Here is a 24,282-nt window from a genome sequence, read left to right as displayed (position 1 = left end):
CACCCGGCGCGCTCCGGCGGACTCCGACGAGAACGGAACAACCCGTGGCGGAATCCGCCTCCGGAAACGGTGACAGCCGCCGGTCGAAGCGGCGCAAGCGCAGCCGTCGGGCCAATCCCGACGGGACGATGACGCTCATCGAGCACATCTACGAGTTCCGCCGCCGCCTCGGCTTCGCGCTGCTCGCGGTGGTGGTCGGCGGGATCCTCGGGTTCATCTGGTTCGGCACCAACATCGGGCCGATCCCGTCGCTCGGCGACCTCGTCAAGGACCCGTACTGCGCCATCCCGCCGAGCCGGCGGCTCGACAGCGCCGAAGGGTGCCGGCTGCTGCAGACCGTGCCGTTTGAAGCGTTCATGACGCAGCTGAAGGTCGGCATCGCGGCCGGGACCGTGCTCCTCTCGCCGGCCTGGCTGTATCAGCTCTGGGCGTTCATCGCCCCCGGTCTGTACAGCAAGGAACGCAAGTACGCGCTGACCTTCGTCGCGTTCGCGTCGGTGCTGTTCGCCGGCGGCGCCGTGCTCGCCTACATCCTCTTCCCGCACGCCCTGCAGCTGCTCATGGGCTTCGGGCAGGACGCGTTCGTCACCGCGCTGACCGCGGACAAGTACATCTCGTTCCTGCTGTCGCTGCTGATCATCTTCGGGATCAGCTTCGAGCTCCCGCTGCTGGTGGTGATGCTCAACCGCGTCGGCGTGGTCAAGTACGCGCAGCTGAAGAAGTGGCGGCGCGGCATCGTGTTCGCGCTGTTCGTCTTCGCGGCGTTCGCCACCCCGGGCTCGGACCCGTTCTCGATGCTCGGCCTGGCCGGCGCGCTCACCGTGCTGTTCGAGATCGCCGTGCAGATGGCCCGCTTCCACGACCGCAAGCTGGAGAAGGCCCGCGGCGACGAGGGCTGGGACCAGCTCGCCGACGACGAAGCCGCGCCGTTCGACTACACGCCGAGCACCATCGACGACGAGCCCTCCACCCCGACCGCGTCCGGCGGCCGGTCGAGCACCGACGACGTCACCTAGTGGGGATCCACGCCGCGCTCGCCGTGCACCCGGCGTCGGGGCACGGCGCCGCCGCCCGGATCGCCGACACCGTCGCCGAGCGGCTGCGCACCGCCGTGGACCGGCTCGACGTGCTGGTCGCCCACACCGTCGAAGAGTCCCGCGCGCTGATGCGCTCGTCCCACGCCGCCGGGCTGGACGTCCTGATCGTGCTCGGCGGCGACGGCGCCGCCCACCAGGGTGTCCAGTTCTGCGCGAACCACGACGTCGCACTCGGGTTGGTCCCGGCGGGCACCGGCAACGACTTCGCCCGCGCCCTCGGCATCCCCGGCGAGCCGTTCCCGGCGGTCGACGCGCTGGTCGCGGCCCTGCGCTCGGGTGCCCGGCGGCGGGTCGACCTCGGCCGTGTGGGCGACACCTGGTTCGCGACGGTGCTCTGCGCGGGATTCGACGCGAGTGTCAACGAACGGGCCAACCGGATGCGCTGGCCGTCCGGCCCGCGCCGCTACGACGTGGCGATCCTGGCCGAGCTGGCGGCGTTCCGCTCCCGCCCGGTGGTCGTCGACACCGGCACCGGCCGCCTCGAGCTCGACGCCACCCTGGTGGCGATCGGCAACACCCGCTTCTACGGCGGTGGCGTCCCGATCTGCCCGACGGCCGACCCCGAGGACGGCGTCTTCGACGTCACGATCATCGGCCACGCCACCCGCCGCGGCCTGATCCGCATGCTCCCGGGCCTGCGCACCGGCAAGCACCTCACCCATCCGGCGGTCCGGACGCTGCGCGCCCGTTCGGTCACCTTGGCCGGCAATACCTGGCCCGCCTACGCCGACGGGGAACCACAGGGCACGGTGCCGGTGACGGCCACCTGCGTGCCCGGGGCGCTCACCGTGCTGGCCTAACGGTCGTAGCCGCCCGCCCGCGCCACCAGGTGCCGGAAGTGCGCCGGCGTCAGCAGCCGTCCCGAGTCGGCGAAGTAGACGCCGCCGCAGCGGTGGCAGAACCAGCCCTGCTCCCACACCTGCCGGGCCGCCGGCACTCCGCGCCGCTGCCGCCGGTGCGCCCGCACCCGGCGCACGTACAGCCAGACCAGCACCCCCGCCGCGACGTATACGCACACCGACGGCAGCGCGAACAGCGCGGTACCCAGCGCCTCCGACGCCGCGCCGCCCGGTGGCGGGTCGTCGGACACCGAGAACGGGAGCAGCAGGAAACAGCTGCCGACCAGGGCCAGCAGGATCGTCGCCGCCAGCAGGCCGCCGCCGCGGCGGGGCGGGGGAAAGGGGTCCAGGGAGCGGGCGACCGCCGTCACCGACACGCCGCTGACCTGGCTGCTCGTATGAACGAGGCCGTCGCCGATCGGCACGGCCACCGTCGGGCCCTGACCGCGGAAGAACGAGTGACCGCCGTGGTAGACCGCGGGCACGTGCTGCACCTGGTCCAGCAAGCCGCAGCTCGGGCACGGTTCCGTCATGCCCGCTCCGACGTGGCCGCAAGCGATCCGGTTCCGGGACCCCGTTCCCGTATAACGGTCTATACGGCGGGTCGATGCACGCAACGTGCGAACTGTCGGAGGGGTGTGAAACCCTGACGAGGTGGCCAGTAGCCCTTCTCCGTCCCCGGCCGAGGCCTATGCGGCCTCCGCGCGCCGCGGGAAGTACGCCCAGCTGACGCGCTTCGCCGCGGAAGTGTCCTTCGAGTTCGACCAGTTCCAGATCCGCGGGTGCGAGGCCCTCGAAGACGGGCACGGTGTGCTGGTCTGCGCGCCCACCGGCGCGGGCAAGACCGTCGTCGGCGAGTTCGCCGTGCACCTGGCGCTCGCCGAGGGCCGCAAGTGCTTCTACACGACGCCGATCAAGGCGCTGTCTAACCAGAAGTACGCCGACCTCGTCGCGCGCTACGGCAGCGACGCCGTCGGCCTGCTCACCGGGGACACCTCGATCAACGGCAACGCGCAGGTGGTCGTGATGACCACCGAGGTGCTGCGCAACATGCTCTACGCCGGGTCGTCGACGATCACCGACCTCGGGTACGTGGTGATGGACGAGGTCCACTACCTGGCCGACCGGTTCCGCGGCGCGGTGTGGGAAGAGGTGATCCTGCACCTGCCCGAGCACGTCCGCGTGGTCGGGCTGTCGGCGACGGTCAGCAACGCCGAGGAGTTCGGCGAGTGGCTGGTGGAGGTCCGGGGCGACACGACGGTGGTCGTCGACGAGCACCGGCCGGTGCCGCTGTGGCAGCACATGCTGGTGGGCAACCGGCTGCTGGACCTGTTCGCCGGGGACGACGTGCACGCGCCGAACGCCGAGCTGCGGATCAACCCGACCCTGCTGCGGCGCACCGAGGAGATCGGCCGCCAGTACGCGCCGGCGGGGTTCCGGAGCCCGCGGGGCCGGCGTGGTGCGCCGCCGCGGATGCCGCGGTTCCGGCCGCCGTCGCGGGTGGACGTCGTCGAGCAGCTGGACCGGGCCGGGTTGCTGCCGGCGATCGTGTTCATCTTCTCCCGGGCGGGGTGCGACGCCGCCGTGGCGCAGTGCGTGCGGTCGGGGTTGCGGCTGAACGGGCCGGGCGAGGTCGAGGAGATCCGCCGGGTCATCGAGGAGCGCACGGCGGACCTGCCCGAGGGCGATCTGGGCGTGCTCGGGTACTGGGAGTGGCGGGAAGCGCTGGAGCGCGGGATCGCCGGGCACCACGCGGGGTTGCTGCCGGCGTTCAAGGAGACCGTCGAGGAGCTGTTCGTCCGCGGGCTGGTGAAGGTCGTGTTCGCGACGGAGACCCTGGCCCTGGGGATCAACATGCCGGCGCGCACGGTCGTGCTCGAGCGGCTGGTGAAGTACAACGGCGAGGCGCACGTCGACCTGACGCCGGGGGAGTACACGCAGCTCACCGGCCGGGCCGGGCGGCGGGGCATCGACATCGAGGGGCACGCCGTCGTCGCGTGGCAGCCGGGGGTGGATCCGAAGCAGGTGGCCGGGTTGGCGTCGACCCGGACGTATCCGCTGCGGTCGTCGTTCCGGCCGGGGTACAACATGGCGGTCAACCTGGTGGCGCAGGTCGGGGCGGCCGAGGCGCGGGAGCTGCTGGAGCAGTCGTTCGCGCAGTTCCAGGCCGACCGGTCGGTGGTGGGGACCGCGCGGCGGATCGAGCGGAACAAGGAAGCGCTGAAGGGCTACACGGCCGCGGTGACCGGCGATTTCGACGACATGCTCGAGTACGTCGAGCTGCGGGCGAAGATTTCGGCGCGGGAAAAGGCGTTGTCGCGGCAGAACACGGCCGCGCGCCGCGCCGGGACCGCCGAGTCGCTGGAGAAGCTGCGCAAGGGTGATGTCATCGCCGTGCCGGCGGGGCGGCGGGCGGGGCTGGCCGTGGTGGTCGATCCGGGGCTGGACCCGATCCGGGAGCCGCGGCCGGTGGTGGTGACCGAGGACCGGTGGTCGGGGCCGTTGTCGGTGGCGGACTTCCCGGCGCCGGTGGAGGCGCTGGGCCGGATCAGGCTGCCCAAGCACGTCGAGCTGCGGTCGCCGCGGACCCGCCGGGACATCGCCTCGACGCTGCGGAACGCCGGGATTTCGTTGCCGGGCAGGCAGAAGCGAGGCTCGGGGGCGAACGAAGACGGCGAGCTGGCGGCGTTGCGGCGGGCGTTGCGGGCGCACCCGTGCCACGGGCTGGCCGAGCGCGAGGCGAACCTGCGCTGGGTGGAGCGATACCAGCGGCTCGCGGCGGAAACGCAGCAGCTGGAGCGCAAGGTCGCGGCGACGACGCACTCGCTGGCGCGGGCGTTCGACCGGATCCTGGCGTTGCTGGGTGAGCGCGGCTACCTGGGGCCCGAGTCGGCCGGGGACGGCGAGGACCGCGTCACCGAGCACGGTCGTCGGTTGACGCGGCTCTACAGCGAGTCCGATCTGCTGGCCGCGGAGTGCATCCGGCACGGCGTGTGGCGCAAGCTCAACCCGGCCGAGCTGGCGGCGGTCGTGTCGACGCTGGTGTTCGAGGCCCGCCGGGACACCGCGGGGGAGCCGCGGCTGCCGGGCGGGGCGGTGCCCGAGGCGTGGCAGGAGACGGCGCGGCTGTGGGTGGAGCTGACCGAGGACGAGCGGCGGCACCGGCTCGACCGCACCCGGGAGCCCGACGCGGGGTTCGCGTGGCCGGTTTACCGGTGGGCCCGGGGTGAATCCCTGGAGAAGGTCCTCACCGCGGCCGAGGCCAACGGCCAGGAGCTGTCGGCCGGTGACTTCGTGCGCTGGTCGCGTCAGGTGATCGATCTGCTCGACCAGATCCGGGACGTGCTCGGCAAGGCGGATCCGGTGGGTGCGGCGGCGGCCCAGGCGGTGAAGGCGCTTCGCCGCGGAGTCGTGGCCGCGGGAGCGGCGTGAACTTCGTGTTAGGCCTGCTCCAAGCGGCGCAAGCGGTGAGCGTGGGCGCGTGTGCTCGGCTCCGACCTGTGGTTGGATCGTTTGCGACACCGTCGGTATGCGGCTTGACGGTGGTTTCGGGGTGGTCAGCGAGATGAGCGAAGCAGGCGGAGGCAGAAGATGAGCACGCCGTATGGCGGCAACGACCCACAGCAGCCCCAGTACGGGCAGCAGCCGGGCGGCGCGTACCCGCCGAGCGGCCCGCAGGAGCAGCCGCAGTGGGGACAGCCGCAGCAGCCTTCTTACGACCCGAACCAGCAGCAGCAGTGGGGCCGGCCGCAGCAGCCCCAGCAACCGCAGCAGTGGGGGCAGCAGCCGGGTGGGTACACCCCGCCGCAGCAGCCGCAGTGGGGGCAGCAGCCGCCGCCCTACGGCCAGCAGCCCGGAGGCGGGTATCCACAGAGCGGGCCGCAGGCGCAGCCGCAGTACGGCCAGCAGCCGGGCGGGGCGTACCCGCAGAGCGGGCCGCAGGCACAGCCGCAGTACGGGCAGCAGCCCGGTGGCCAGTACGACTACGGCCAGCAGTTCCCCGGCACCGCCGCTCCGGAGGAGGAGAAGCCGGCGAAGTCGAAGAAGGGCCTGCTGATCGGGGTGGTCGCGGCGATCGTCGTGGTCGCGGCGGTCCTGATCCTGGGTTTCGTCGCACCGGGGTTCTTCAAGACGCAGGTCTTCAACAACACCCAGATGCAGACCGACGTGCAGAAGCTGCTGACCGAGACCTACAAGATCGACGGCGTCACCGGCGTCACCTGCCCCGCCGAGCAGAAGGTGGAGGACGGGGCGAAGTTCGAGTGCACCGCCACGATCGCCGGGAAGCCGCAGCAGGTGCCGATCACGGTGAAGGGCGACGGCGGCAACTACGAGGTTTCCCCGCCCGTCTCCAAGTAGCGTGCCCGCGGCCCGGCTGCCGGATTTTTCCGGTGGCCGGGCTTCGGCGTTTCCGGAGAAGATCCGGGCATGAGCGACTTCGAGATCCGGACGCTGGAGACCGCGGAGCACCGGGCGGCGAGCAACCTGTTCCGGGAGAGTGTGCACTTCCCCCCGTCCGACGACGCCGAATGGGAGTACGCGGCGCAGTACTACCAGCCCGGCGGCGCGATCGGGGCGTTCGATCCGGAGCTCGTCGGGACGGCCCGGTCGTTCGACGCGGAGCTGACGGTGCCCGGTGGCGCGCGGCTGCCGATGGTGGGGGTGACGTCGGTGGGAGTGCGGGCCGACCGCACCCGCCGGGGCGTGCTGCGGGCGCTGATGACGACGCAGCTGGCGGACTTCGCCGCGCGCGGGGTGGTGTTCGCGAACCTGCTCGCGACCGAAGCCGGGATCTACGGCCGGTACGGCTACGGCTTGGCGACGCGGCACCGCACCTACAGCGTCGACCGGCACCGGGCGCGGCTGCGTCCGGACGCTCCGGCGGGCGGGGAGCTGGAGCTGCTGGACCTCGGCGAGGCGATGGCCGTCTGCCCGGGTGTCTACGACGGCCTCGAGCGCCGGCCGGGGATGATGAGCCGGCCGGAGGTGCTCTGGCGGCTCTACGAAACGCAGCTGCGCCGGCACACCCCGCCGGCGAAGGCGGTCGTGCACCACGGCCCCGGCGGGCCGGACGGGTTCGCGACCTACCACGTCGGCGGAGCGCTCGCCCACCCGTGGACCAGGACCCTGGAGGTGGCGGACCTGTTCGCCGGTTCGCCGGGCGCGTTCGCCGGGCTGTGGCGGTTCCTGCTCGGCGTCGACCTGGTCGACCGGGTCGTCGTCGGGTCGTGCCCGCTCGACGATCCGATCGAGCTGCTGCTCGCCGACCACCGGTGCGGGAGCGTCGACCGGATCGGCGACGAGCACTGGATCCGGCTCGTGGACGTCCCCGCCGCACTGGCCGGCCGCGTATACGGACCCGCCGACCCGGTGGTGCTCGAGGTGACCGACCCGCTGCTGCCCGCCAACGGCGGCACCTACCGCGTCGGCCCGGACGGCGCCGAGCGCACGGACCGGCCGGCCGGGCTCCGCCTGGACGTCACCACCCTGGCCATGATGTACCTCGGGACCTGGCGGCCTTCGGCGCTGGCGGCGGCCGGGCGGATCGAGGTGCGTGACCCGGCCGCCCCGGAAGCGGCGGACCTGCTGTTCGGGACCGGGTCGGCGGCCTGGAGCGGCAGCCACTTCTGAGGGCGCGGAAAACCGGGTGCCGGGCCGGAGGTCCCGCGGCAGGATCGGGAGGATGACCGACTTCGACGTCCGCCCGATCACCGAAGACGAGCGGCGCAGCACGTTCGACCTGCTGCGCCGCGCGTTGCACAGCCGGCGCGCCACCGACGACCTCTGGGCCCGGGCCGGGGAGTCCTGGCCGGCCGCGCACAAGTTCGGCGCGTTCGACGGCGGGAGCCCGATCGGGATCGTCAGCGCCTACGACACCGAGATCGCCGTCCCGGGCGGGCGGACGCTGCCGGTCGCCGCGGTGGAAGGTGTCGGCGTCCGCGCCGACCGGACCCGCCGCGGGGTGCTCAGCGCGATGATGGCCGTCCAGCTGGCCGACTTCGCCGCGCGGGGGCTGCCGCTGGCGGTCCTGCACGCCAGCGAGCCGACCATCTACGGGCGGTTCGGCTACGGCTCGGCCGCGCTCGGCAAGACCCTGCGGGTGTCGCGGCCGGCGGCGCGGCTCCACGAGCGTGTCGCGACCGGGGGCGACGTCCGGCTGCTCACGCCCGAGGAGGCGGTGGAGGAGATTCCGGGGCTGTACCGGCGGATCGGCCTGCACCGGCCGGGCATGATCGGGCGCCCGGCGCGGTGGTGGCCGATTTCGCACGACCGGCACGTGGGCCCGGACGACGGCCACCTCGTCGCCGTCCACAGTGGACCGGACGGCGACGACGGGTTCGTCGTGTACGACACCATCACCCGCCGGTCGTTCGATGCACCCGACCACGGGGCCGTGCTGGACGTCCACGACCTGCACGCGGCCGGCCCGGCGGCGCGGGCCGCGCTCTGGCGGTACCTGCTGTCGGTGGACCTGGTTTCGGAGGTCCACGCCCGCCACCGCCCGGTCGACGAGCCCCTCGCCCTGATGCTGACCGACCACCGGCACGCGGCCACCGCGTCGGTCGAGGACGACCTGTGGCTGCGCCCGGTCGACGTCGCGGCCGCGCTCGCCGCCCGCACCTACCGCGCGGCCGGCCCGGTGGTGCTCGCGGTGACCGACCGGGTGCTGCCGGCCAACGCGGGGCACTACGAGGTCGGCCCGGACGGCGCCCGGCGCACCGACGCGGCCGCGGACCTGGCGCTCGACGTCGACACGCTCGGCATGCTCTACCTCGGGCACTGGGCCGCGACGACGCTGGCCGAGGCGGGCCGCATCGACGTGCGCGACCCGGTGGCGCTCGCCCGGGCCGACGAGCTGTTCACCACGACGGCCGCGCCGTGGTGCGGCACCCACTTCTAGGCGCCGGGCAGGGCCTTGAGCAGCCGTTCGACGGAGTTGCCGAGGTTCCACCGTTCGGCCAGCTCGGCGACCCGCCCGGGGTCGGCCGGCGTCGCGGGCACGGTGTCGGGGCGTGACTGCTCGACGGGCGCGTCGACGGCCACGCGGACCACGGTCGGGGCGACCGCGAGGTAGTCCGCCGCGTCCTTCAGCCGCAACCGCGTCTTGAGGGGGAGTGCGGAGTCCCCGGCTCGGCCCGCGGCGACGAGGGCTTCGAGCGACCCGAACTGCGTGATCAGCTTCGCGGCGGTCGTCTCGCCGATGCCCGCGACCCCGGGCAGTCCGTCGGACGGGTCGCCACGCAGGGCGGCCATGTCCGCGTAGGCGGGCCCGGCGGTGTCGCGGGGGAGGCTGTAGCGCTCGGCGATCTCGGCCGGGCCCAGCACTTCGGCCTTGGCCCAGCCCTTGCCGACGTAGATGACCGAGGTGGGGGTGGGTTCGGCGCGCACGAGCTGGAAGAGGTCCCGATCGCCGGTGATGACCTCGACCGGGTCGGACTTCTCGCGGGTGGCGAGGGCGCCGATGACGTCGTCGGCCTCGTAGCCGGCGGCTTCGGCGGTGGCGAACCCGAACGCTTCGAGCAGATCGAGGATGATCGGCACCTGCGGGGTGAGCGTGTCGGGCACTTCTTCGACGTCCGGGCCGCTGCCGGTCTCCTCGGCCACCCGGTGCGCCTTGTAGCTGGGCAGCAGGTCGGTCCGGAACTTCGGCCGCCAGTCGGCGTCGAGGCAGCAGACCAGCCGCGCGGGCCGCCGGTCGGTGAGGATCCGCGCGATCGTGTCGGCGAACCCGCGCACGGCGTTGACCTGCGTCCCGTCCGCGGCGCGCATCGAGTCGGGCAGGGCGAAGAAGGAGCGGAAGTACAGGCTCGCGGAGTCGAGCAGCGCAAGGGATCCGGTCACCCGCACAGCCTGCCATGGTGGACGCCGGTGGCGGGGCACGACGCACCGCGATCTCCTTCCCGCCCCGGGGTCGTGAGTGGTAAGGCGGGTTCTAACCCGCCTTACCACTCACGACCGGGAGGGGGGAGTGGCGGCGCGGGTCACCCGGCCCGGCATGTCGCGCCCCGGGCGCGTTCGCTTCGCCCGCCGCCCCACTAGGCTCGCGTTCATGTCGCGCCGATCCCTTCACACCCCCGCTCCCGACGCCGCCGCCCTGCGGGCGCGGCTGGACCGTGCCCGCGCTGCCGCGGCCGCCGCGAGCACCGATGCCCTGCTGATCGCGCCCGGCTCCGACCTGCGGTACCTGCTCGGGCAGGCCGGCGGCTCGTTCGAGCGGCTGACCACCCTCGTCGTCCCCGCCGACGGCACCCCCGCGCTGGTCGTGCCGAAGCTGGAGGCGCCCGGGTACGCCGACGTCCCGACCGACGACCTCGGCGTCGAGCTGCTCACCTGGGTGGACGGCGACGACCCGTACAAGCTCGTCGCGGACCGGCTCGGCAAGCCGGGGCGGGTCGCCGTCAGCGACTTCACCCCCGCCCTGCACGTCCTCGCCCTGCGGGCCGCCCTCGGCGACGCCGAGCAGACGCTGGCCGGTCCCGTGGTCCGGGAACTGCGGATGCGCAAGGACGCCGCCGAGATCGCGTCGCTGCGCGAAGCCGGCGCGGCGATCGACCGCGTGCACGCCCGCGTCCACGAGTGGCTGCGGCCGGGCCGCACCGAGGCCGAGGTCGGCGCCGACATCGCCGCGGCCATCGTCGAGGAGGGCCACGTCCAGGCGGACTTCGTGATCGTCGGGTCCGGTCCGAACGGGGCCAGCCCGCACCACGACGTCTCCGAGCGGGTCATCGAGAAGGGTGACGTCGTGGTCGTCGACATCGGCGGCCCGCTGCCGGCCGGCTACAACTCCGACTCCACGCGCACCTACGCCGTCGGGACGCCGCGGGACGCCGACGTGGCCGAGACCTACGCGGTGCTGCAGCGCGCCCAGGCCGCCGCGGTGGCCGCGGTCAAGCCGGGCGTCACCGCCGAGGCCGTGGACGCCGCCGCGCGCGACGTCATCGCCGAGGCGGGGTTCGGCGAGTACTTCATCCACCGCACCGGCCACGGCATCGGCCTGGACGTGCACGAGGAGCCGTACATCATCGCCGGCAACGCGCTGCCGCTGGAGCCGGGCATGGCCTTCAGCGTCGAGCCGGGCATCTACCAGCCGGGCCGGTGGGGCGCCCGGATCGAAGACATCGTGATCGTCACCGCCGACGGTGCCGAGTCCGTCAACAACCAGCCGCACGAGCTCGTCGTGCTGGACGCATGACCGCCGGCGGCCTGGAGCCGCTGGACCAGTCGATCGTCCAGGAGCTCGCGGCGGACGGGCGGCGCAGCTTCACCGACCTCGCCGAGCGGGTCGGGCTGTCGGTGTCGGCGGTGCACCAGCGGGTGCGCCGCCTCGAGCAGCGCGGGGTCATCCTCGGCTACACCGCCCGGCTCGACGGCGAGCAGATCGGGCTCCCGCTGACGGCGCTGATTTCGCTGACCCCCAACGACCCCGCGGCCCCGGACGACTACCCGCAGCGGATCCAGCACATCAAGGAGATCGAGTCGTGCTACTCCGTGGCCGGCGACGAGTCCTACATCCTGCTGGTGCGGGTCCAGTCGCCGCTGGCCCTGGAGGACCTGCTGCGGCGGATCCGGGAGGCGGCGAAGGTGTCGACCCGCACGACGGTGGTGCTCTCTACGCCGTTCGAGGGACGTTCGCCGACGTTCTGACGCCGGTGCCCCGTCCGGCGGCCGGGGCACTGGTACGGTAAAAGGTATGGCAACACGTAAGGTCACCCTTTCGCTGGACAGCGGCGCGCTGGAATTCGCCGAACGAGCCGCGAAAGCCCACGGAATCTCGGTCTCGTCCTGGCTGTCGAAGGCGGCCAGGCGCGAGGCGGTGCGCACGGGTTACACCCCGCAGAAGCCGGAACCGGCCGCCGCGGAATCGGACGAGGCCGAGCTGAGCGCGGCGGAGAAGGATCTGCGTGCGCAGGGGTGAAGTCTGGACGTACCACCCCCCGACCGACCCGGCCCGGCAGCGCACGGTGGTGCTGCTGTCCTCGGACGGGGTGAACGAGTCCGAGCGCCCGTGGCTGCTCGGCACCGAACTGCTCGACCGCGACCCGATGGACATCCTCGGCGTGGCCGTTGACGCCCGCTACTGGGTGTCGACGCTCAACCTCACCCGGCTCTACCGCCCGTGGTTCGACGAGCGCGTCGCCGAAATCGACCAGGACGTCCAGGAGCGCATCGACATCGCGTTGCGGGCCGCGCTCGACCTGTGAGAGCGGCCGCCAGGGCGCACAAGGCGAACCCCGCGCCGAGCGCGCTGGAACCCGCCCAGCCGGCGACGGCGAACGCGGCCGTCGTCGCCGTGGCGCCCAGGGCCGAGCCGAGCGAGTAGAAGAGCATGTAGCCGCCGATCGCGCTGCTGGTGGTGTCCGGGTGCGCGGTGGTCAGCAGGTGCTGGTTGCTCACGTGCACGGCCTGCACGGCGAAGTCGAGCACGATCACACCGCCGATCACCGGCCACAGCGACCACGACACCGGCCCGATCGCCGCCCACGAGACGGCGAGCAGGGCGAGGGCGCCGACGGTGACCGGGCGCGCGAAGCCCGCGTCGGCCCAGCGGCCCGCCCGGGCGGCACCCAGCGCCCCGACCAGGCCCGCCAAGCCGAACAGGCCGATCTGCGCCGGGCTCAGCCGCCACGGTGCGGCCGCGAGCGGCAGCGCGAGCCCGCTCCACAGCGTGCCGAACGAGGCGAACAGGAAGAACGCGATCAAGCCGCGGGAGACGAACAGCCGTTCGCGGAACAGTTTTCCCAGCGACGTCAGCACTTCCCGGTACGAGGAAGGGCCGGTGCGCGGGTCGGGCGGCAGCGTCTTGAGCACCACCGCCGCCAGCGTCACCAGGAGCCCGGCGAGCACGACGTACACGCTGCGCCAGCCCCACGCCGTGGTCAGTGCTCCCGCCGCGACCCGGGCGCCGAGGATGCCGAGGACGACTCCGGACGTCACCGCGCCGAGGGTGCGGCCGCGTTCGGCGGGGGTGGCGCTCGCCGCGGCGTAGGCGACCGTCGTCTGGACGACGACCGCGAACAGGCCGGCGAGCGCGAGTCCGGCCAGCAGCATCCAGAGCCGGGTCGCGGCCGCGGCGACCACCGCGCCCACCGCCGTCATGATCAGGTGCGCCGCGATGAGCTTGCGCCGGTCCCGAAGGTCGCCCAGGGGAACGAGCAGCGCCAGCCCGGCCAGGTAGCCGAGCTGGCCGGCCGCGACGATCCAGCCGAGGCCGGCCGCCGGCACGGCCAGGTCCGCGCCCATCCCGGCGAGTGCGGGCTGAGCTGCGTAGATGCTCGCGACCGCGACTGCGCACACCGCCGCCAGCACCGTGTTCCGGCCCATGCCAGCCCCCATCAGTAGCAGTTTGCAACTGATCTGACCGTACGGCAGAATGGTTTCGAACAGCAACTCTTCCGGAGGTGTGGTGGCCGAGGACTGGACCGACCCGAGCTGTCCCGTGGCGCGCACGCTCGACCTCGTCGGCGACCGCTGGAGTCTGCTCGTCGTGCGCGACGCCATGGACGGCGCCCGGTCGTTCACCGACTTCCAGCAGCGCACCGGCATCGCCCGCAACATCCTCACCGACCGGCTCCGCCGCCTGGTCGACCGCGGCGTCCTCGACCGGCGGACCGCGCCCACGGGCCGTCGGCAGGTCTACGTGCTGACCCCGGCCGGGCGCGACCTGTTCACGGTCGTCGTGGCCCTGCGGCAGTGGGGCGAACGGCACGCGTTCGCCCCCGGCGAGGAGCACTCGGTCCTCGTCGACGACCACGGCCTCCCGCTGCCCCGGCTGACCCCGCTCGGCTCGGACGGCACCCCCGCCGACATGGAAACGACCGCGGTCCGCAAAGTCGGCTGACGTACCCGGAGGGTCGGATCGCGTACCCAGGCAGTCGGCCTGCGTACCTGGGCGGTCGGTTTGCGTACCTGGAGGGTCGGATGGCGAGCCGACCCTCCAGGTACGCAGGCCGACCCTCTGGGTACGCAGGCCGACTCTCTGGGTACGTGCGGCGACCCTTTGGGTCAGCGGGCCACGACCTCAGGGACCGCGTGGAGCTTGCCGTCCGCGCCGGCGAGGCAGGAGGCGTTGCCGTCCTTGGCCGCGATGAACTCCGTGAGGCAGTTGGCGATCGCCGTGTGGCCGGCGGCGTTGGGGTGGAACGACTCCTGGAGCGCGTGGCCGGCGCGCTCGGCCTGGGTGAGGTCGGACAGCTGCAGCGTCAGCCGGGTGAACCACTCCGTCGCCGGGTTGGCGCCGCCGCTGCAGGCCTCGTGCTTGACGCCCGCCTTGGCCAGGTCCAGGAACCGGGCCCCGGTCTGCTGGGCGGCCGCCTTCAGGCCCGAGGACAGCACGCCGATGCCGGTCTGGGCGATCCAGCGCAGGTCTTCGGAGCGGAACGGGCAGCCGTTGAGGCTGCGCAGGTCCTCCGGCAGGTCGGGGCCGATCGGGGCCGCGTAGGACTGCAGGATCAGCTGGTAGTCCGCCGGGACGTACCCCGCTCGCGCGAGCACCGCCTTCACGTCCGAGACCGCCTTCGCGACCTTCGGCACCATCGCGTCCACTTTGGACTGCCAGGTCTGCTTCAGCGCGTCGCTGCACGCCGGGCCGCCGGGGTCGAACCACGCCTTGAAGCACTCGTTGACCTGGTTGGAGAATTTCGGCTCGTCGTTCGCGCCGACCGCGATCACCACCGCGGCCACCCGGTGGTCCTTCACCAGCGCGGCCAGCTGCTGCGCCTGCGACACCTCGGTCCACTGCTTGACCTCGCCGAGCGCGACCTGCTCGGCGGGTGCGCCGGAACAGCCGAGGTTGACGTGCGCGGTGATGCCCGGAGCGGCGATCTTCCCGACGAAGGCGTTGGGGGAGCGGTGGCACCAGTTGCCGCCCTGGCCGTTGGTGGCGGCGGTGTACTGGCCGGCGCCTTCGCCGGAAACCGTGCTGTCCCCCATCGCGACGACGGTGAGCGGGCCGGTGCCCGGCGGACCCTGCCGTGGCTGCGGCCGCCCGGGTTGGCTTTCGGAGCCGAAGAAGACGAACAAGCCGGCCAGCAAGGCCACGCACGCGAGGACGAGGGCTCCCCAGTACCACCGAAGACGTCGCATCGCCCCCGATTCTACGGACCGGCCCGGCGTCGGACACGGTGCGTCACGGTAGCCAGCTCCGCACCAGCCGGACGAGCGACTCCGCCAGGGTCGCCGAGCCGATCTCCCGGTCCCGCCGCCAGTGCCGCACCTGTTCGGCGGAGAGGGCCGCGAGCAGGACGTCCGCGGCGATCTCGGCACCCTTCGCGCCGCCGGCTTCGAGCAGGTGTCGGCAGTGCTGCCGCCACAGCGTGTGCGCGCCGGTGCGGAACCGGGCCCCGGTCGTGGCGGTCTCGGACAGCAGGACGAGGTCCAGCTGCCGGTCGAGGAGGCCGAGGTAGGCCTCGATGAACGCGCCGAGCCGGTCCGCGGGGCCGGCGCCGGGGCCCAGGGGTGGCGGCCCGGTGAGGATCCGCTCCTGCAGTTCGCGTTCCCGCTGGTCGAGCAGGGCCATGGCGAGGCCGCCCTTGTCGCCGAAGCGGCGGTAGAGCGTGCCCTTGCCGACGCCGGCGGCGCCCGCGACGTCGTCCATGGTGACCGCGTCGACCCCGCGTTCGGCGAAGAGCGTCTCGGCGGCTTCCAGGACGCGGATCCGGTTGCGGGCGGCGTCGGCCCGCTCGCGGACGGGAGCGCCGAGCACCGGCAGCCCGGGGGGCGTTGACGAAGCGGACTGCGGTCCGCTACGGTTCGAGGACATAAGCGGACTCTAGTCCGATTCTCGCTCCGGCGAAAGCCGCCACCCCAACGAGGAGCATCGCCATGCCCGATCTGCTGCACATTTCCGCGTCCCCACGAGGCGAAGCGTCCCAATCGCTGCGCCTGGCAGCTACTTTCCTGGACACCTACCGCAGCCTCCACCCGGACGCCGAGATCGACGAATGGGACCTCTGGGACGGCTCCCTTCCCACCTTCGGCCCGGCCGCGGCCCGCGCCAAGATGACCGTCTTCGGCGGCGGCACCCCGCAGGGCGAGGAAGCCGAAGCGTGGGCGGCGGCGCGGGCGGCGTTCGCCCGGTTCGACGCCGCCGACCGGATCCTGGTCAGCGTGCCGATGTGGAACTCCGGCGTGCCCTACGTCCTCAAGCAGTTCGTCGACGTCGTGTCCCAGCCCGGCTGGGTCTTCGGCGTCGACCCGGTCACCGGCTACCGCCACCTGCTCGAAGGCCGCGGCAAGCGCGCCGCGGTCATCTACACCAGCGCGGTGTGGGCGCCCGGGCTCGGCCCGGAGTTCGGCGTGGACTTCCAGGCCCCGTTCTTCACCGGCTGGCTCAACTGGACCGGCATCGACGACGTCACCGAGATCCGCTTCCACCCCACCCTCACCGGCGACGCCGAAGAACTCGGCCGGATCGCCCACGAGGCCGCCCGCGACACCGCCAAGACCTTCTGAAAGGCCCGCCATGACCGAGACCATCGACCGCGCCACGCTCCGCGCCGGGCTCGCCGCCGGCACGCTCGTCCTCGTCGACGCGCTGCCCGCCTCCTACTACGAGACCCGGCACCTGCCCGGAGCGATCAACGTCGTCGCCGACGACGTCGCCGCCAAGGCACCGCGGCTCCTGCCGGACAAGGCCGCCGCGATCGTCACCTACTGCTCCAACCCCGCCTGCGCCAACAGCGGCCAGGTCGCCGCGCAGCTGGAACGGCTGGGCTACACCGACGTCCGCAAGTACGCCGCGGGCATCGAAGACTGGGTGAGCGCCGGCCTGCCCACCGAAAGCGGTCAGCCCGCCTGAGTCAGGTCCGTCGCCGCCGCCAGGGCGACCGCCACCTCGGCGATCGCCCGCACCGCCGGGGTGTCCTCGCCGGGCACCCACACCAGTTCCGTGCGGGCGACATCGCCGTCCAGGGGCACGAACGCCACCCCGGACCGGCGCAGGCTGTGGGACGAGCGGGCCAGCCGGGTGACACCGACGCCCGCCGCGACCAGCCCGAGCAGGCCCTGCACGGTCGCGGCCCGCTGCACCACCCGCGGGGTGAAGCCGGCGGCGGCGAAGTCGTCGTCGTAGCTCCGGTGCCACGGCTCCCAGCTCGCGCGCGGGGTGAGCACCCACGGCTCGTCGGCCAGGTCGGCCAGCTTCAGCGACGCCCGCCCGGCCAGCGGGTGCTCGGCAGGGAGCACCGCGCACACCTCTTCGGTCAGCAACGTGCGCGACTCCAGATCCGCGACCAGCGGCGGCCGGGTGAACGCCAGGTCGAACCGGCCCTCGCGCAGGCCCTCGACGAGCTCGGCGATCGATGCCTCGGCCGTCGTCACCGCCAGCCCGGGCAGCTGCTCCCGGACCGCGCGGACCACCGGCGGCAGCAGGTAGTTCGCCGTCGTGGCGAGGAAGACGAGCCGGACGTCGCCGATCTCGCCGCGGACCGCCCGCCCGAGCGTCGCCACGGCTTCGTCGGCGCGCGCCAGCACCGCACGGGCCTCGGGCAGGAAGAGCCGGCCGACGGCGGTGAGCCGTGTCCCGCGCGGGTCGCGGTCGAACAGCCGCACGCCGAGGGCGCGTTCGAGCACGGTGATCTGCTGGGACAGCGACTGCTGCGCCAGGTGCAGCCCGGCGGCCGCGCGGGTGAAGCTGGTCGCCTCGGCGACGGCCACGAAGTACCGGAGCTGGCGCAACTCGGGGGTCACAGGCTCCGACTGTAGCCGCGGCAGGACATCGGTGTTGGCGGCCCGGCCGTGATCGTCCCCAGGATGGAAGGGAGGAAAGCACTGGGAGGAACCGAAAATGACGAACACCGACGGCCGCGTCTGGCTGATCACCGGCTGCTCCGCGGGCTTCGGCCGGGAGATCGCGCTGGCCGCGCTGGCCGCGGGCGACCGCGTGCTGGCCACCGCCCGCCGGCCGGAAACCCTCGCCGAGCTCCAGGCGCGCGGCGGCGACCGGCTCCGGACCGCGGCACTGGACGTCACCGACCCCGGGCAGATCGACGCGGCGGTCAAGACCGCGCTCGAAACGTTCGGCCGGATCGACGTCGTGGTCAACAACGCCGGCAGCGGATCGGTCGGCGCGGTCGAAGAACTCACCATGGACGAGCTGCGCGCGCTGATGGAGGTCATGTTCTTCGGCGCGGTCGCGGTCACCAAGGCGGTGCTGCCGCACCTGCGCGCGCAGGGCAGCGGCACGGTCGTGCAGCTCAGCTCCATGGGCGGGCAGGTGGCCCCGCCGGGTTTCGCCGCCTACTGCGCGGCGAAATTCGCCCTGGAAGGCATCTCGGAAGCGCTGGCCGCCGAGGTGGCGCCGTTCGGGGTCAAGGTGCTGATCGTCGAGCCGGGCGCGTTCCGCACCGAGTTCGGCGGCGGCCGCATGCACCGCTCCCGCACGATCGACGCCTACGCGGTGTCGACCGGCGGAACCCGCGAAGCGGTCGAAAACATGGACGGCACCCAGCCCGGCGACCCGGCCAAGGCCGCCGCGGCGATCGTCCGGGCGGTCGGCAGCGACGACGCCCCGCTGCGCCTCGCGCTGGGCGCGGACGCCGTCGAAGCGATCCGCGCCCACCACGAGGCCGTCGCGGCGGACCTGGCCGCCTGGGAGGAGGTCAGCCGGGCCACCGCGCTCGACTAGGACTGCGGGTCCTGCAGCACGCCGAGGACGTTGCCGTCGGGGTCGGTGAAGGTCGCCACCAGGCGCCCGTTGCCGACGTCCTTCGGCTCGTCCTTGACCTTCCCGCCCGCCGCGGTCACCTCGGCGAGCTTCGCCTCGATGTCGCCGACGTGCCAGTAGGTCACCGGCCCGGTCATGCCCTGCTGCGCGCCGTTCGGCACCAGCCCGATGTGCTGGCCCTCGGCGTCGTAGCCGACGTAGTAGGGCGCGTCGGCCTGCGGCTCGGTGCCCAGCAGCGCGGTGTAGACGGCCTTGGCGGCGGCCAGGTCGGTGACGGGGTGCAGGACGGTCTTGATCCCCTGGGTGCTCATCTTCGGTGCTCCTGAAGTCGTGGTCTGCGGTACGTCGCTGACGCTATTCGCGCTCCGCTGACCAGCGCTTCTCGATTCCTGATCGATTGGCGCGGCCCGCGCCGCTACACTCCGGACCGGCATCCGGACGGCGATGGGGGGACCGCGGTGAGCGGGAGCAGGGTGTTGGTGGCCGGGGCGAGCATCGCGGGGCCCGCGCTGGCGCATTGGCTGCGGCGGCGGGGCGCCGAGGTGACCGTCGTGGAGCGGGCGCCGGGACTGCGGCCCGGCGGGCAGGCGGTGGACGCGCGCGGGGTGGCCAAGGAGGTCATCCGGCTGATGGGGCTGGACGCGGCGGTGCGCGCGGCCCGCACGGAGACCGCCGGCGCGCACCACGTGGACGCCGACGGGAACGTGCTGGAGACCTTCAGCGCGGAGGACGACGGGGGCGACGGCTACATCGCCGACATCGAGATCCTGCGCGGAGACCTGTCCCAGGTGCTCTACGACGACACCCGGGACGGCGTGGAATACCTGTTCGGCGACCGGATCGCCGAGCTGGCCCAGGACGCCGACGGCGTCGACGTCACCTTCGCGAGCGGCAGCCGCCGGCGCTTCGACCTGGTGATCGGGGCCGACGGGCTGCACTCGGCCCTGCGGGCGATGGTCTTCGGGCCGCGCGAGCGGTTCGTCCGCCACCTCGGGATGGTGCTGGCCTTCTACAGCGTGCCCAACGAGTTCGGCATCGACCGCTGGGTGCTCGACTACCAGCACGAAGGCCGCTCCGCCGGCCTGCGGCCGCTCAAGGACGACACCCGGGCGATGGCGATGCTGTCCTTTCCGGCCGACGGCTTCGACGTCGACCACCGCGACATCGAAGCGCAGAAGAACCTGCTGCGCGAGCGGATGGCCGGCCTGGGCTGGCGGACCGCGGAGATCCTCGCGCACCTGGACGACACCCCGGACTTCTACCTCGACCAGGTCGCCCAGGTGGTCATGGACCGCTGGTCGCACGGCCGGGTGGGGCTGATCGGCGACGCGGCGTTCTGCTCGTCACCGATGTCCGGCGGCGGCACCGGGCTGGCCCTGGTCGGCGCCTACCTGCTGGCGGGCGAGCTGGCCGCCGCCGGGTGGGACCCGGAGGCCGGGTTCGCCGCGTACGAGACGCTGATGCGCCCGTACGTCGAGGCCAACCAGGAGATCGGCCGCCTGCACGTCCAGAGCCGCGACGGCGCCGAGCTCGACATGGAGGCGGTCATGCCGGTGGTCGAGCGCGCGATCAACGGCGTCGAGCTGCCGGACTACGCCGAGGTGCCGGGCTCGGGGAGTTCGGTCGGTTCGGCGACGCGGTAAAGAGGCGGCCGGGCGCGGCCGGACCCGGACGCTCCGTCAGTCCAGCAGCGCGGTGAGGACCCCGTCGAGCAGGCGGACGCGGCGGTCGGCGATGCGGTGGACCTCGTCGTCGTGCGTCGCGACGATCACCGCCGCGCCCTCCTCGGCGCACCGGCGCAGCAGCCGGAGCACCCGGGGCGTCGAGCCGGCGTCCAGGTGCGCGGTCGGCTCGTCGGTGAGCAGGACCCGCGGCCGTCCGGCGACCGCGCGGGCCAAGGCCACCCGCTGCTGCTGCCCGAACGACACCTCCAGGGGGTAGCGGTCGCCGAGGTCGCCGATGCCCAGCTCGTCCAGCAGCCCGCCCACCCGCTCGGCGATCGCCGCGGGCGACGGGCGCGGGACGTCCGAGCGCAGCCGCAGCGGCAAGGCCACGTTCTCGGCGATCGTCAGCTCGTTGGCCAGCCCGAGCGCCTGCGGCAGCACCGCGCAGGTGTGCCACGGCGGCGCGCCGCTGATCGGGACGCCGTCGAGCAGCACGCATCCCGAATCGGGGGAGTCGAACCCGCACAGCAGCGCCAGCAGCGCGCTCTTGCCCGACCCGGACCGGCCCGACACCGTCACCAGCTCCCCGGCGCCGACGCGCAGTTCCAGCCCGCGCAGCACCTCGATGTCGCCGCTGGGGTGGGTGAAACTGCGGCGCAGGCCGACCGCTTCCACGACTGTCATGCCGGCAGCTCCCGTTCTTCGATGCCCTCGAGCGCGCCCTTGTGCAGCCGGGCGACCCGGGCGCCGAGGTCGATCAGGCGTTCGTCGTGCGAGGCGACCAGGACCGCGAAGTCCTGGTCCACCAGGTACCGCAGGGTGTCCAGCACCAGATCGGCCGACGCCTCGTCCAGCTGCGACGTCGGCTCGTCGGCCAGGATCACCGTCGAGCGCGCGGCGAGCACGCACCCGAACGCCAGCCGCTGCTGCTGCCCGCCCGAGAGCGCCGGAATCTTCCAGCCGCCGGTGCCGTGCAGGCCCAGCTGCCCGAGGATGTCCTCGGCGTTGCACTCGGTGCCGGCGGCCTCGGCCGCGGCGTGCAGGTTCTCCGCGACCGTCAGGTAGCCCAGCAGGTTGTCGCCCGGGTTCTGGAACACCAGGCCGAGGTGGTGCCGCCGCAGCGCCCGCCGCTCGCGGTGCTTGAGCTTGCGGACATCGGCGCCCTGGAACGTCAGCGTGCCGCGCGCGGGCTGCTCGAACAGCCCCAGCACCCGCAGCAGCGTCGACTTCCCCGACCCGGACGGGCCGGCGAGCACGGTCATCCCGCGCGCGGGCACGTCGAGGCTGACGTCGTCGACACCGGTGACGACCCCGGCGGGCGTCGGGTAGTCGACGCCGATGCCGCGCAGGGAAAAGATGGGTTTCTCAGGCACGGATCAGCTCCGCGGTCCGGGCGGTGCGCACCGAGCGCACCGCGATCCAGCCGGCCAGCGCGACCACCGCCACGCCGATCACGACGACGGTCAGCACGAACGGCAGCGGATCCGGCAGCTCCGACCGCGGCGCGAGGAACGTCGCCGGGTCGAACCGCGGCACCGACAGGCCGGCCACCGAAACCCCGCACACCACCCCGACCACGATCGCCAGCCCGCTGAGCGCACCCAGCTCCATCAGGTGACTGGCCAGCAGCGTCCGCGGCCGCATGCCCATCCGCAGCACCAGCGCACCGGCCAGCGCGTTCTGCCGCCGCCGGACCTCGACCGCCACCAGCAGGGCCAGCACCGCCACCACGCCGAGCACCGCGCCCAGCAGCGCCACGAACGAGAACGTCCACGACACCACGAAGAACGGCAGACCGTCCAAAGCGGACTCCCGGCTGATCCGGTTCGGGATGAACACCCCCGCCGCCCGCAGCGCCGTGGTCGCCTCCGCCATCGGCGCGGTGGTCAGCACGCTCCACTTCGGAATGCCGTCCAGCTGGGCGTGGCTGAGCACCGTGCGCGAGACGACGTACCCGGGGGAGGTGCCGATCATCGGGAACACCGGCAGATCACCGGCGACGATCGCGTCGGGCAGGTCGTCGGGCAGCTTGGTGTTCTGCTTGGCCGTGTGCCCGACCCGGATCACCGGCGTCCCGCGCGGGTCCGGCCGCGAGATCCGCTCGAGCAGCCCGGCCAGGTCGTCACCGGGGACGCGGTCCACCGCGGCGCCGCGGGTGAACGTCGCCGGGTCGACCACCAGCACCACGCTGCCGGTGCCGGTCAGCTCACCGACCACCGTGCTGGTGCCGGCCATGGCCGCGGGCATCGCCACCTGGCCCATGCCGATCGGGCTGTCGGTGTCGAGGCGGGCGTTGCTGCCGACGAAGATCGCCGACTTGGTGTCCAGGGCCTCTTCCTGGCCGTTGGCGATGCCGATGCCGGTGGCCAGCGTGCCGATGGCGAGGGTGCCGATGACGAGCACCCCGGTCACCGGGGCGCGGGCGCCGGCCAGCCGCCGGATGGCCAGCTGCAGCGCCGGGCGCGACCAGAACCGGGCCCGGTGCGAGGCGTGCAGCGCCAGCCACGCCAGCCGCGCGGTCAGCAGTCCCACCGTCAGCACCACGAACACCGGGTAGGTCAGCGCCAGCGGGTCCACCTGCGGCAGGGGATTGCCCAGCCGCGACGTCGTGCCGTAGTGCGCCAGGCGCGTCCAGCCCAGCCACGCCATGCCCGCCGTCGCCAGCTCCCACGGGAAGTACGCCAGCACCCGCACCCGGTTGCCGCCGCGGCGCACCCGGCCCAGCTCGAACTCCCGGTGCACCCGCACCGCCACGACCAGCGCCAGCAGCACCACCGACACGGCCAGGGTCCCGGCCGCGACCCCGGCGGCGCGCAGCTCGGCCGACGGATCGGGGGCACCGGGCGGGCCGTACACGCCGAGCAGGAGCCGCGCCGCGAGCGCACCCACCGCGCCGCCGAGCAGGATCGGCAGCCCCAATTCGGCGACGGCCAGGCCGCCGAGCGCCGCCGGGCCGCTGCCGCGCGCGGAGAGCAGCCGCAGCTGCGCGTGCCGCCGCTGGTACCACTGCAGCGCCACCGTGCCGAGGCCCGCGCAGCCGACCAGGACGCTGATCAGCGCGAGCGGCAGGATCGAGACGAACACGTTGTCCTGCGCCTGGCGGGAGATCTGCACCGACCGCCCGAAGTCCGGGACGTCGGCGGCGATCAGCGAGCCGAGGCCCTGGGCGGTCAGGTCGGCGCGGACGTCGGCGACGAGGTCCTTCGAGCGCTGCAACAGGTCTTCGGCCGCGCTCAGCGTCGCCGGTGCCGGCTCGTAGAAGGAGACGTGGAAGTACTGCATCGTCGGCAGGCCGATGGCCTTGATCGTGTCGTCGAAGGTCTTGCCGTCGGTGGCGAAGACGATCGAGTCGATCGGGTCGTCGACCAGGCGGTCGATGACGGCGCCGGACTGCTGGGAGCACCACCACCGCGGCGGCGGGTCGAGCAGGTCGCGGTAGATGCCGGTGACCGGCGGCAGCGGCACGCCCTGCAGGCTCGGCTTCGTGCCGACGCCGATGTGCTCGGCGTCGGCCACCACGTTGCCCAGCCACAGCCCCGGCGCGCGCGTGCCCTGCTGCAGCGTCAGGCTGTCCAGGCCTGCTTGGTCGCGGTAGCCGAGGCGGATCTTGTAGTGCGGGTCGCCGTTGAACTCGGTTCCCCGCAGCACGTTCGTGAACTGGCCGACGACGGGGGCGCCGAACCCGTGCGCGGCGGCGTGGCGCCGGATCGCGCCGGTCACCGCCGGGATGTCCCGCACCGGCATGTTGCCCTTGCCGAACATCGGGCCGTAGCTGTCCGGGCAGGTGATGCCCGTCTGGTACCGCACGGCCGCGCCGCCGGCCGCGGAGGCCTGCAGCACCGCGGCCGTGCCGAGGAAGCAGGCCAGCAGGGAGGTCACGGCCGCCACGATCAGCGTCAGCGGGCTGGAGAGGGCGGCCCTCGGGGCCGCCCGCCACGGCTTGGTCACTCTGCGTCGTCCATTCTTCCCCCACATCACCCGCATGGCCGAGGACGCTACCGGCCGCACCGCGGAGTTGG

Annotated in this window: 25 protein-coding genes; 15 read left to right on the top strand and 10 right to left on the bottom strand. The window is 73.3% G+C overall.

From position 1 onward, the window contains the following. Nucleotides 1-44 precede the first annotated feature (44 nt). Both tatC and ACFPLC_RS37675 read left to right on the top strand, forming a co-directional pair. Nucleotides 45-1,016 (top strand): twin-arginine translocase subunit TatC, encoded by a 972-nt coding sequence (tatC, locus tag ACFPLC_RS37680; protein ID WP_378197874.1) that lies wholly within the window; start codon nt 45-47, stop codon nt 1,014-1,016. Next, nucleotides 1,016-1,897, top strand: coding sequence for a diacylglycerol/lipid kinase family protein (locus tag ACFPLC_RS37675; RefSeq protein WP_191306178.1), 882 nt, complete (start codon nt 1,016-1,018; stop codon nt 1,895-1,897). Before tatC ends, ACFPLC_RS37675 begins: the two co-directional genes overlap by 1 nt. Here ACFPLC_RS37675 and ACFPLC_RS37670 read toward each other — a convergent pair. Further along, nucleotides 1,894-2,469: a hypothetical protein gene (locus tag ACFPLC_RS37670; RefSeq protein WP_378197876.1), complete on the bottom strand. Its 576-nt coding sequence runs from the start codon at nt 2,467-2,469 to the stop codon at nt 1,894-1,896. The genes ACFPLC_RS37675 and ACFPLC_RS37670 overlap by 4 nt on opposite strands. A 121-nt stretch (nt 2,470-2,590) precedes the next feature. Here ACFPLC_RS37670 and ACFPLC_RS37665 point away from each other — a divergent pair, with 121 nt between their 5' ends. The 4 genes from ACFPLC_RS37665 (at nt 2,591) to ACFPLC_RS37650 (ending at nt 8,837) form a co-directional block, all read left to right on the top strand. After that, nucleotides 2,591-5,368, top strand: a complete 2,778-nt coding sequence (locus ACFPLC_RS37665) for a DEAD/DEAH box helicase (protein ID WP_378197878.1) — start codon at nt 2,591-2,593, stop codon at nt 5,366-5,368. A gap of 159 nt (nt 5,369-5,527) precedes the next feature. Beyond that, nucleotides 5,528-6,295 carry a DUF4333 domain-containing protein gene (locus ACFPLC_RS37660; RefSeq protein ID WP_378197880.1) on the top strand — a complete coding sequence of 256 codons (768 nt, stop codon included), beginning with the start codon at nt 5,528-5,530 and terminating at the stop codon, nt 6,293-6,295. 69 nt (nt 6,296-6,364) lie between these two features. Then, nucleotides 6,365-7,567, top strand: a complete 1,203-nt coding sequence (locus tag ACFPLC_RS37655; protein ID WP_378197882.1) for a GNAT family N-acetyltransferase — start codon at nt 6,365-6,367, stop codon at nt 7,565-7,567. A 52-nt stretch (nt 7,568-7,619) separates the two neighbouring features. After that, nucleotides 7,620-8,837 (top strand): GNAT family N-acetyltransferase, encoded by a 1,218-nt coding sequence (locus ACFPLC_RS37650; RefSeq protein ID WP_378197884.1) that lies wholly within the window; start codon nt 7,620-7,622, stop codon nt 8,835-8,837. Here the strand turns inward: ACFPLC_RS37650 and ACFPLC_RS37645 are convergent. Then, nucleotides 8,834-9,778, bottom strand: coding sequence for a 5'-3' exonuclease (locus ACFPLC_RS37645; protein ID WP_378197885.1), 945 nt, complete (start codon nt 9,776-9,778; stop codon nt 8,834-8,836). The genes ACFPLC_RS37650 and ACFPLC_RS37645 overlap by 4 nt on opposite strands. A 208-nt stretch (nt 9,779-9,986) precedes the next feature. On the opposite strand from ACFPLC_RS37645, the gene ACFPLC_RS37640 reads away from it, so the two are divergent. The 4 genes from ACFPLC_RS37640 to ACFPLC_RS37625 are packed head-to-tail and all read left to right on the top strand — an operon-like array spanning nt 9,987 to nt 12,138. After that, nucleotides 9,987-11,129 (top strand): M24 family metallopeptidase, encoded by a 1,143-nt coding sequence (locus ACFPLC_RS37640; RefSeq protein WP_378197887.1) that lies wholly within the window; start codon nt 9,987-9,989, stop codon nt 11,127-11,129. Further along, the gene (locus tag ACFPLC_RS37635; RefSeq protein WP_176169504.1) at nt 11,126-11,581 is read left to right on the top strand and encodes an Lrp/AsnC family transcriptional regulator; all 456 of its coding nucleotides are present in this window, start codon (nt 11,126-11,128) and stop codon (nt 11,579-11,581) included. Before ACFPLC_RS37640 ends, ACFPLC_RS37635 begins: the two co-directional genes overlap by 4 nt. Before the next feature lie 46 nt (nt 11,582-11,627). Beyond that, nucleotides 11,628-11,852, top strand: a complete 225-nt coding sequence (locus tag ACFPLC_RS37630) for a hypothetical protein (protein WP_191306170.1) — start codon at nt 11,628-11,630, stop codon at nt 11,850-11,852. Beyond that, a complete protein-coding gene (locus ACFPLC_RS37625; RefSeq protein ID WP_191306169.1) occupies nt 11,839-12,138 on the top strand; it encodes a hypothetical protein in 300 nt (99 codons plus the stop codon). The genes ACFPLC_RS37630 and ACFPLC_RS37625 overlap by 14 nt, the downstream gene beginning before the upstream one ends. On the opposite strand, the gene ACFPLC_RS37620 is transcribed toward ACFPLC_RS37625, so the two are convergent. After that, nucleotides 12,035-13,270, bottom strand: a complete 1,236-nt coding sequence (locus tag ACFPLC_RS37620) for an MFS transporter (protein WP_378197890.1) — start codon at nt 13,268-13,270, stop codon at nt 12,035-12,037. The genes ACFPLC_RS37625 and ACFPLC_RS37620 overlap by 104 nt on opposite strands. A 37-nt stretch (nt 13,271-13,307) precedes the next feature. Here ACFPLC_RS37620 and ACFPLC_RS37615 point away from each other — a divergent pair, with 37 nt between their 5' ends. Further along, the gene (locus ACFPLC_RS37615; RefSeq protein WP_378197892.1) at nt 13,308-13,775 is read left to right on the top strand and encodes a winged helix-turn-helix transcriptional regulator; all 468 of its coding nucleotides are present in this window, start codon (nt 13,308-13,310) and stop codon (nt 13,773-13,775) included. A 164-nt stretch (nt 13,776-13,939) separates the two neighbouring features. Here ACFPLC_RS37615 and ACFPLC_RS37610 read toward each other — a convergent pair whose 3' ends face one another. Both ACFPLC_RS37610 and ACFPLC_RS37605 read right to left on the bottom strand, forming a co-directional pair. After that, nucleotides 13,940-15,019 carry a GDSL-type esterase/lipase family protein gene (locus ACFPLC_RS37610; RefSeq protein WP_378197894.1) on the bottom strand — a complete coding sequence of 360 codons (1,080 nt, stop codon included), beginning with the start codon at nt 15,017-15,019 and terminating at the stop codon, nt 13,940-13,942. A 43-nt stretch (nt 15,020-15,062) separates the two neighbouring features. Continuing rightward, nucleotides 15,063-15,695, bottom strand: coding sequence for a TetR/AcrR family transcriptional regulator (locus ACFPLC_RS37605; RefSeq protein WP_378197896.1), 633 nt, complete (start codon nt 15,693-15,695; stop codon nt 15,063-15,065). Nucleotides 15,696-15,757: 62 nt separating this feature from the next. On the opposite strand from ACFPLC_RS37605, the gene ACFPLC_RS37600 reads away from it, so the two are divergent. Next, on the top strand, nt 15,758-16,387 hold the full coding sequence (locus tag ACFPLC_RS37600; protein ID WP_378197898.1) for an FMN-dependent NADH-azoreductase: 630 nt from the start codon (nt 15,758-15,760) through the stop codon (nt 16,385-16,387). A gap of 10 nt (nt 16,388-16,397) precedes the next feature. After that, nucleotides 16,398-16,733, top strand: coding sequence for a rhodanese-like domain-containing protein (locus tag ACFPLC_RS37595; RefSeq protein ID WP_378197900.1), 336 nt, complete (start codon nt 16,398-16,400; stop codon nt 16,731-16,733). Here ACFPLC_RS37595 and ACFPLC_RS37590 read toward each other — a convergent pair. Beyond that, a complete protein-coding gene (locus ACFPLC_RS37590) occupies nt 16,721-17,623 on the bottom strand; it encodes a LysR substrate-binding domain-containing protein (protein WP_378197902.1) in 903 nt (300 codons plus the stop codon). The two genes, ACFPLC_RS37595 and ACFPLC_RS37590, sit on opposite strands and share 13 nt — an antisense overlap. A gap of 97 nt (nt 17,624-17,720) precedes the next feature. Between ACFPLC_RS37590 and ACFPLC_RS37585 the strand changes: the two genes are divergently transcribed. After that, a complete protein-coding gene (locus tag ACFPLC_RS37585; protein ID WP_378197904.1) occupies nt 17,721-18,560 on the top strand; it encodes an oxidoreductase in 840 nt (279 codons plus the stop codon). Here the strand turns inward: ACFPLC_RS37585 and ACFPLC_RS37580 are convergent. Next, nucleotides 18,557-18,910 (bottom strand): VOC family protein, encoded by a 354-nt coding sequence (locus tag ACFPLC_RS37580; protein WP_378197906.1) that lies wholly within the window; start codon nt 18,908-18,910, stop codon nt 18,557-18,559. The genes ACFPLC_RS37585 and ACFPLC_RS37580 overlap by 4 nt on opposite strands. Before the next feature lie 147 nt (nt 18,911-19,057). On the opposite strand from ACFPLC_RS37580, the gene ACFPLC_RS37575 reads away from it, so the two are divergent. Continuing rightward, nucleotides 19,058-20,242: an FAD-dependent monooxygenase gene (locus tag ACFPLC_RS37575; RefSeq protein WP_378197908.1), complete on the top strand. Its 1,185-nt coding sequence runs from the start codon at nt 19,058-19,060 to the stop codon at nt 20,240-20,242. Nucleotides 20,243-20,278: 36 nt separating this feature from the next. Here ACFPLC_RS37575 and ACFPLC_RS37570 read toward each other — a convergent pair whose 3' ends face one another. Genes ACFPLC_RS37570 through ACFPLC_RS37560 form a run of 3 tightly spaced genes read right to left on the bottom strand, consistent with a single transcriptional unit; the run spans nt 20,279 to nt 24,211 of the window. Then, on the bottom strand, nt 20,279-20,947 hold the full coding sequence (locus ACFPLC_RS37570; RefSeq protein ID WP_378197910.1) for an ABC transporter ATP-binding protein: 669 nt from the start codon (nt 20,945-20,947) through the stop codon (nt 20,279-20,281). Then, a complete protein-coding gene (locus ACFPLC_RS37565) occupies nt 20,944-21,636 on the bottom strand; it encodes an ABC transporter ATP-binding protein (protein WP_378197912.1) in 693 nt (230 codons plus the stop codon). Before ACFPLC_RS37565 ends, ACFPLC_RS37570 begins: the two co-directional genes overlap by 4 nt. Continuing rightward, nucleotides 21,629-24,211, bottom strand: coding sequence for an FtsX-like permease family protein (locus ACFPLC_RS37560; RefSeq protein WP_378197914.1), 2,583 nt, complete (start codon nt 24,209-24,211; stop codon nt 21,629-21,631). Before ACFPLC_RS37560 ends, ACFPLC_RS37565 begins: the two co-directional genes overlap by 8 nt. Between the last annotated feature and the right edge of the window lie 71 nt (nt 24,212-24,282).

Origin of the sequence: Amycolatopsis plumensis, assembly GCF_042652605.1 — a bacterium.
GTDB classification, from domain to species: Bacteria; Actinomycetota; Actinomycetes; order Mycobacteriales; family Pseudonocardiaceae; genus Amycolatopsis; species Amycolatopsis plumensis.
The sequence above is the reverse complement of the archived record's forward strand: the minus strand, read 5'-3'. Positions and strand labels throughout refer to the sequence as shown.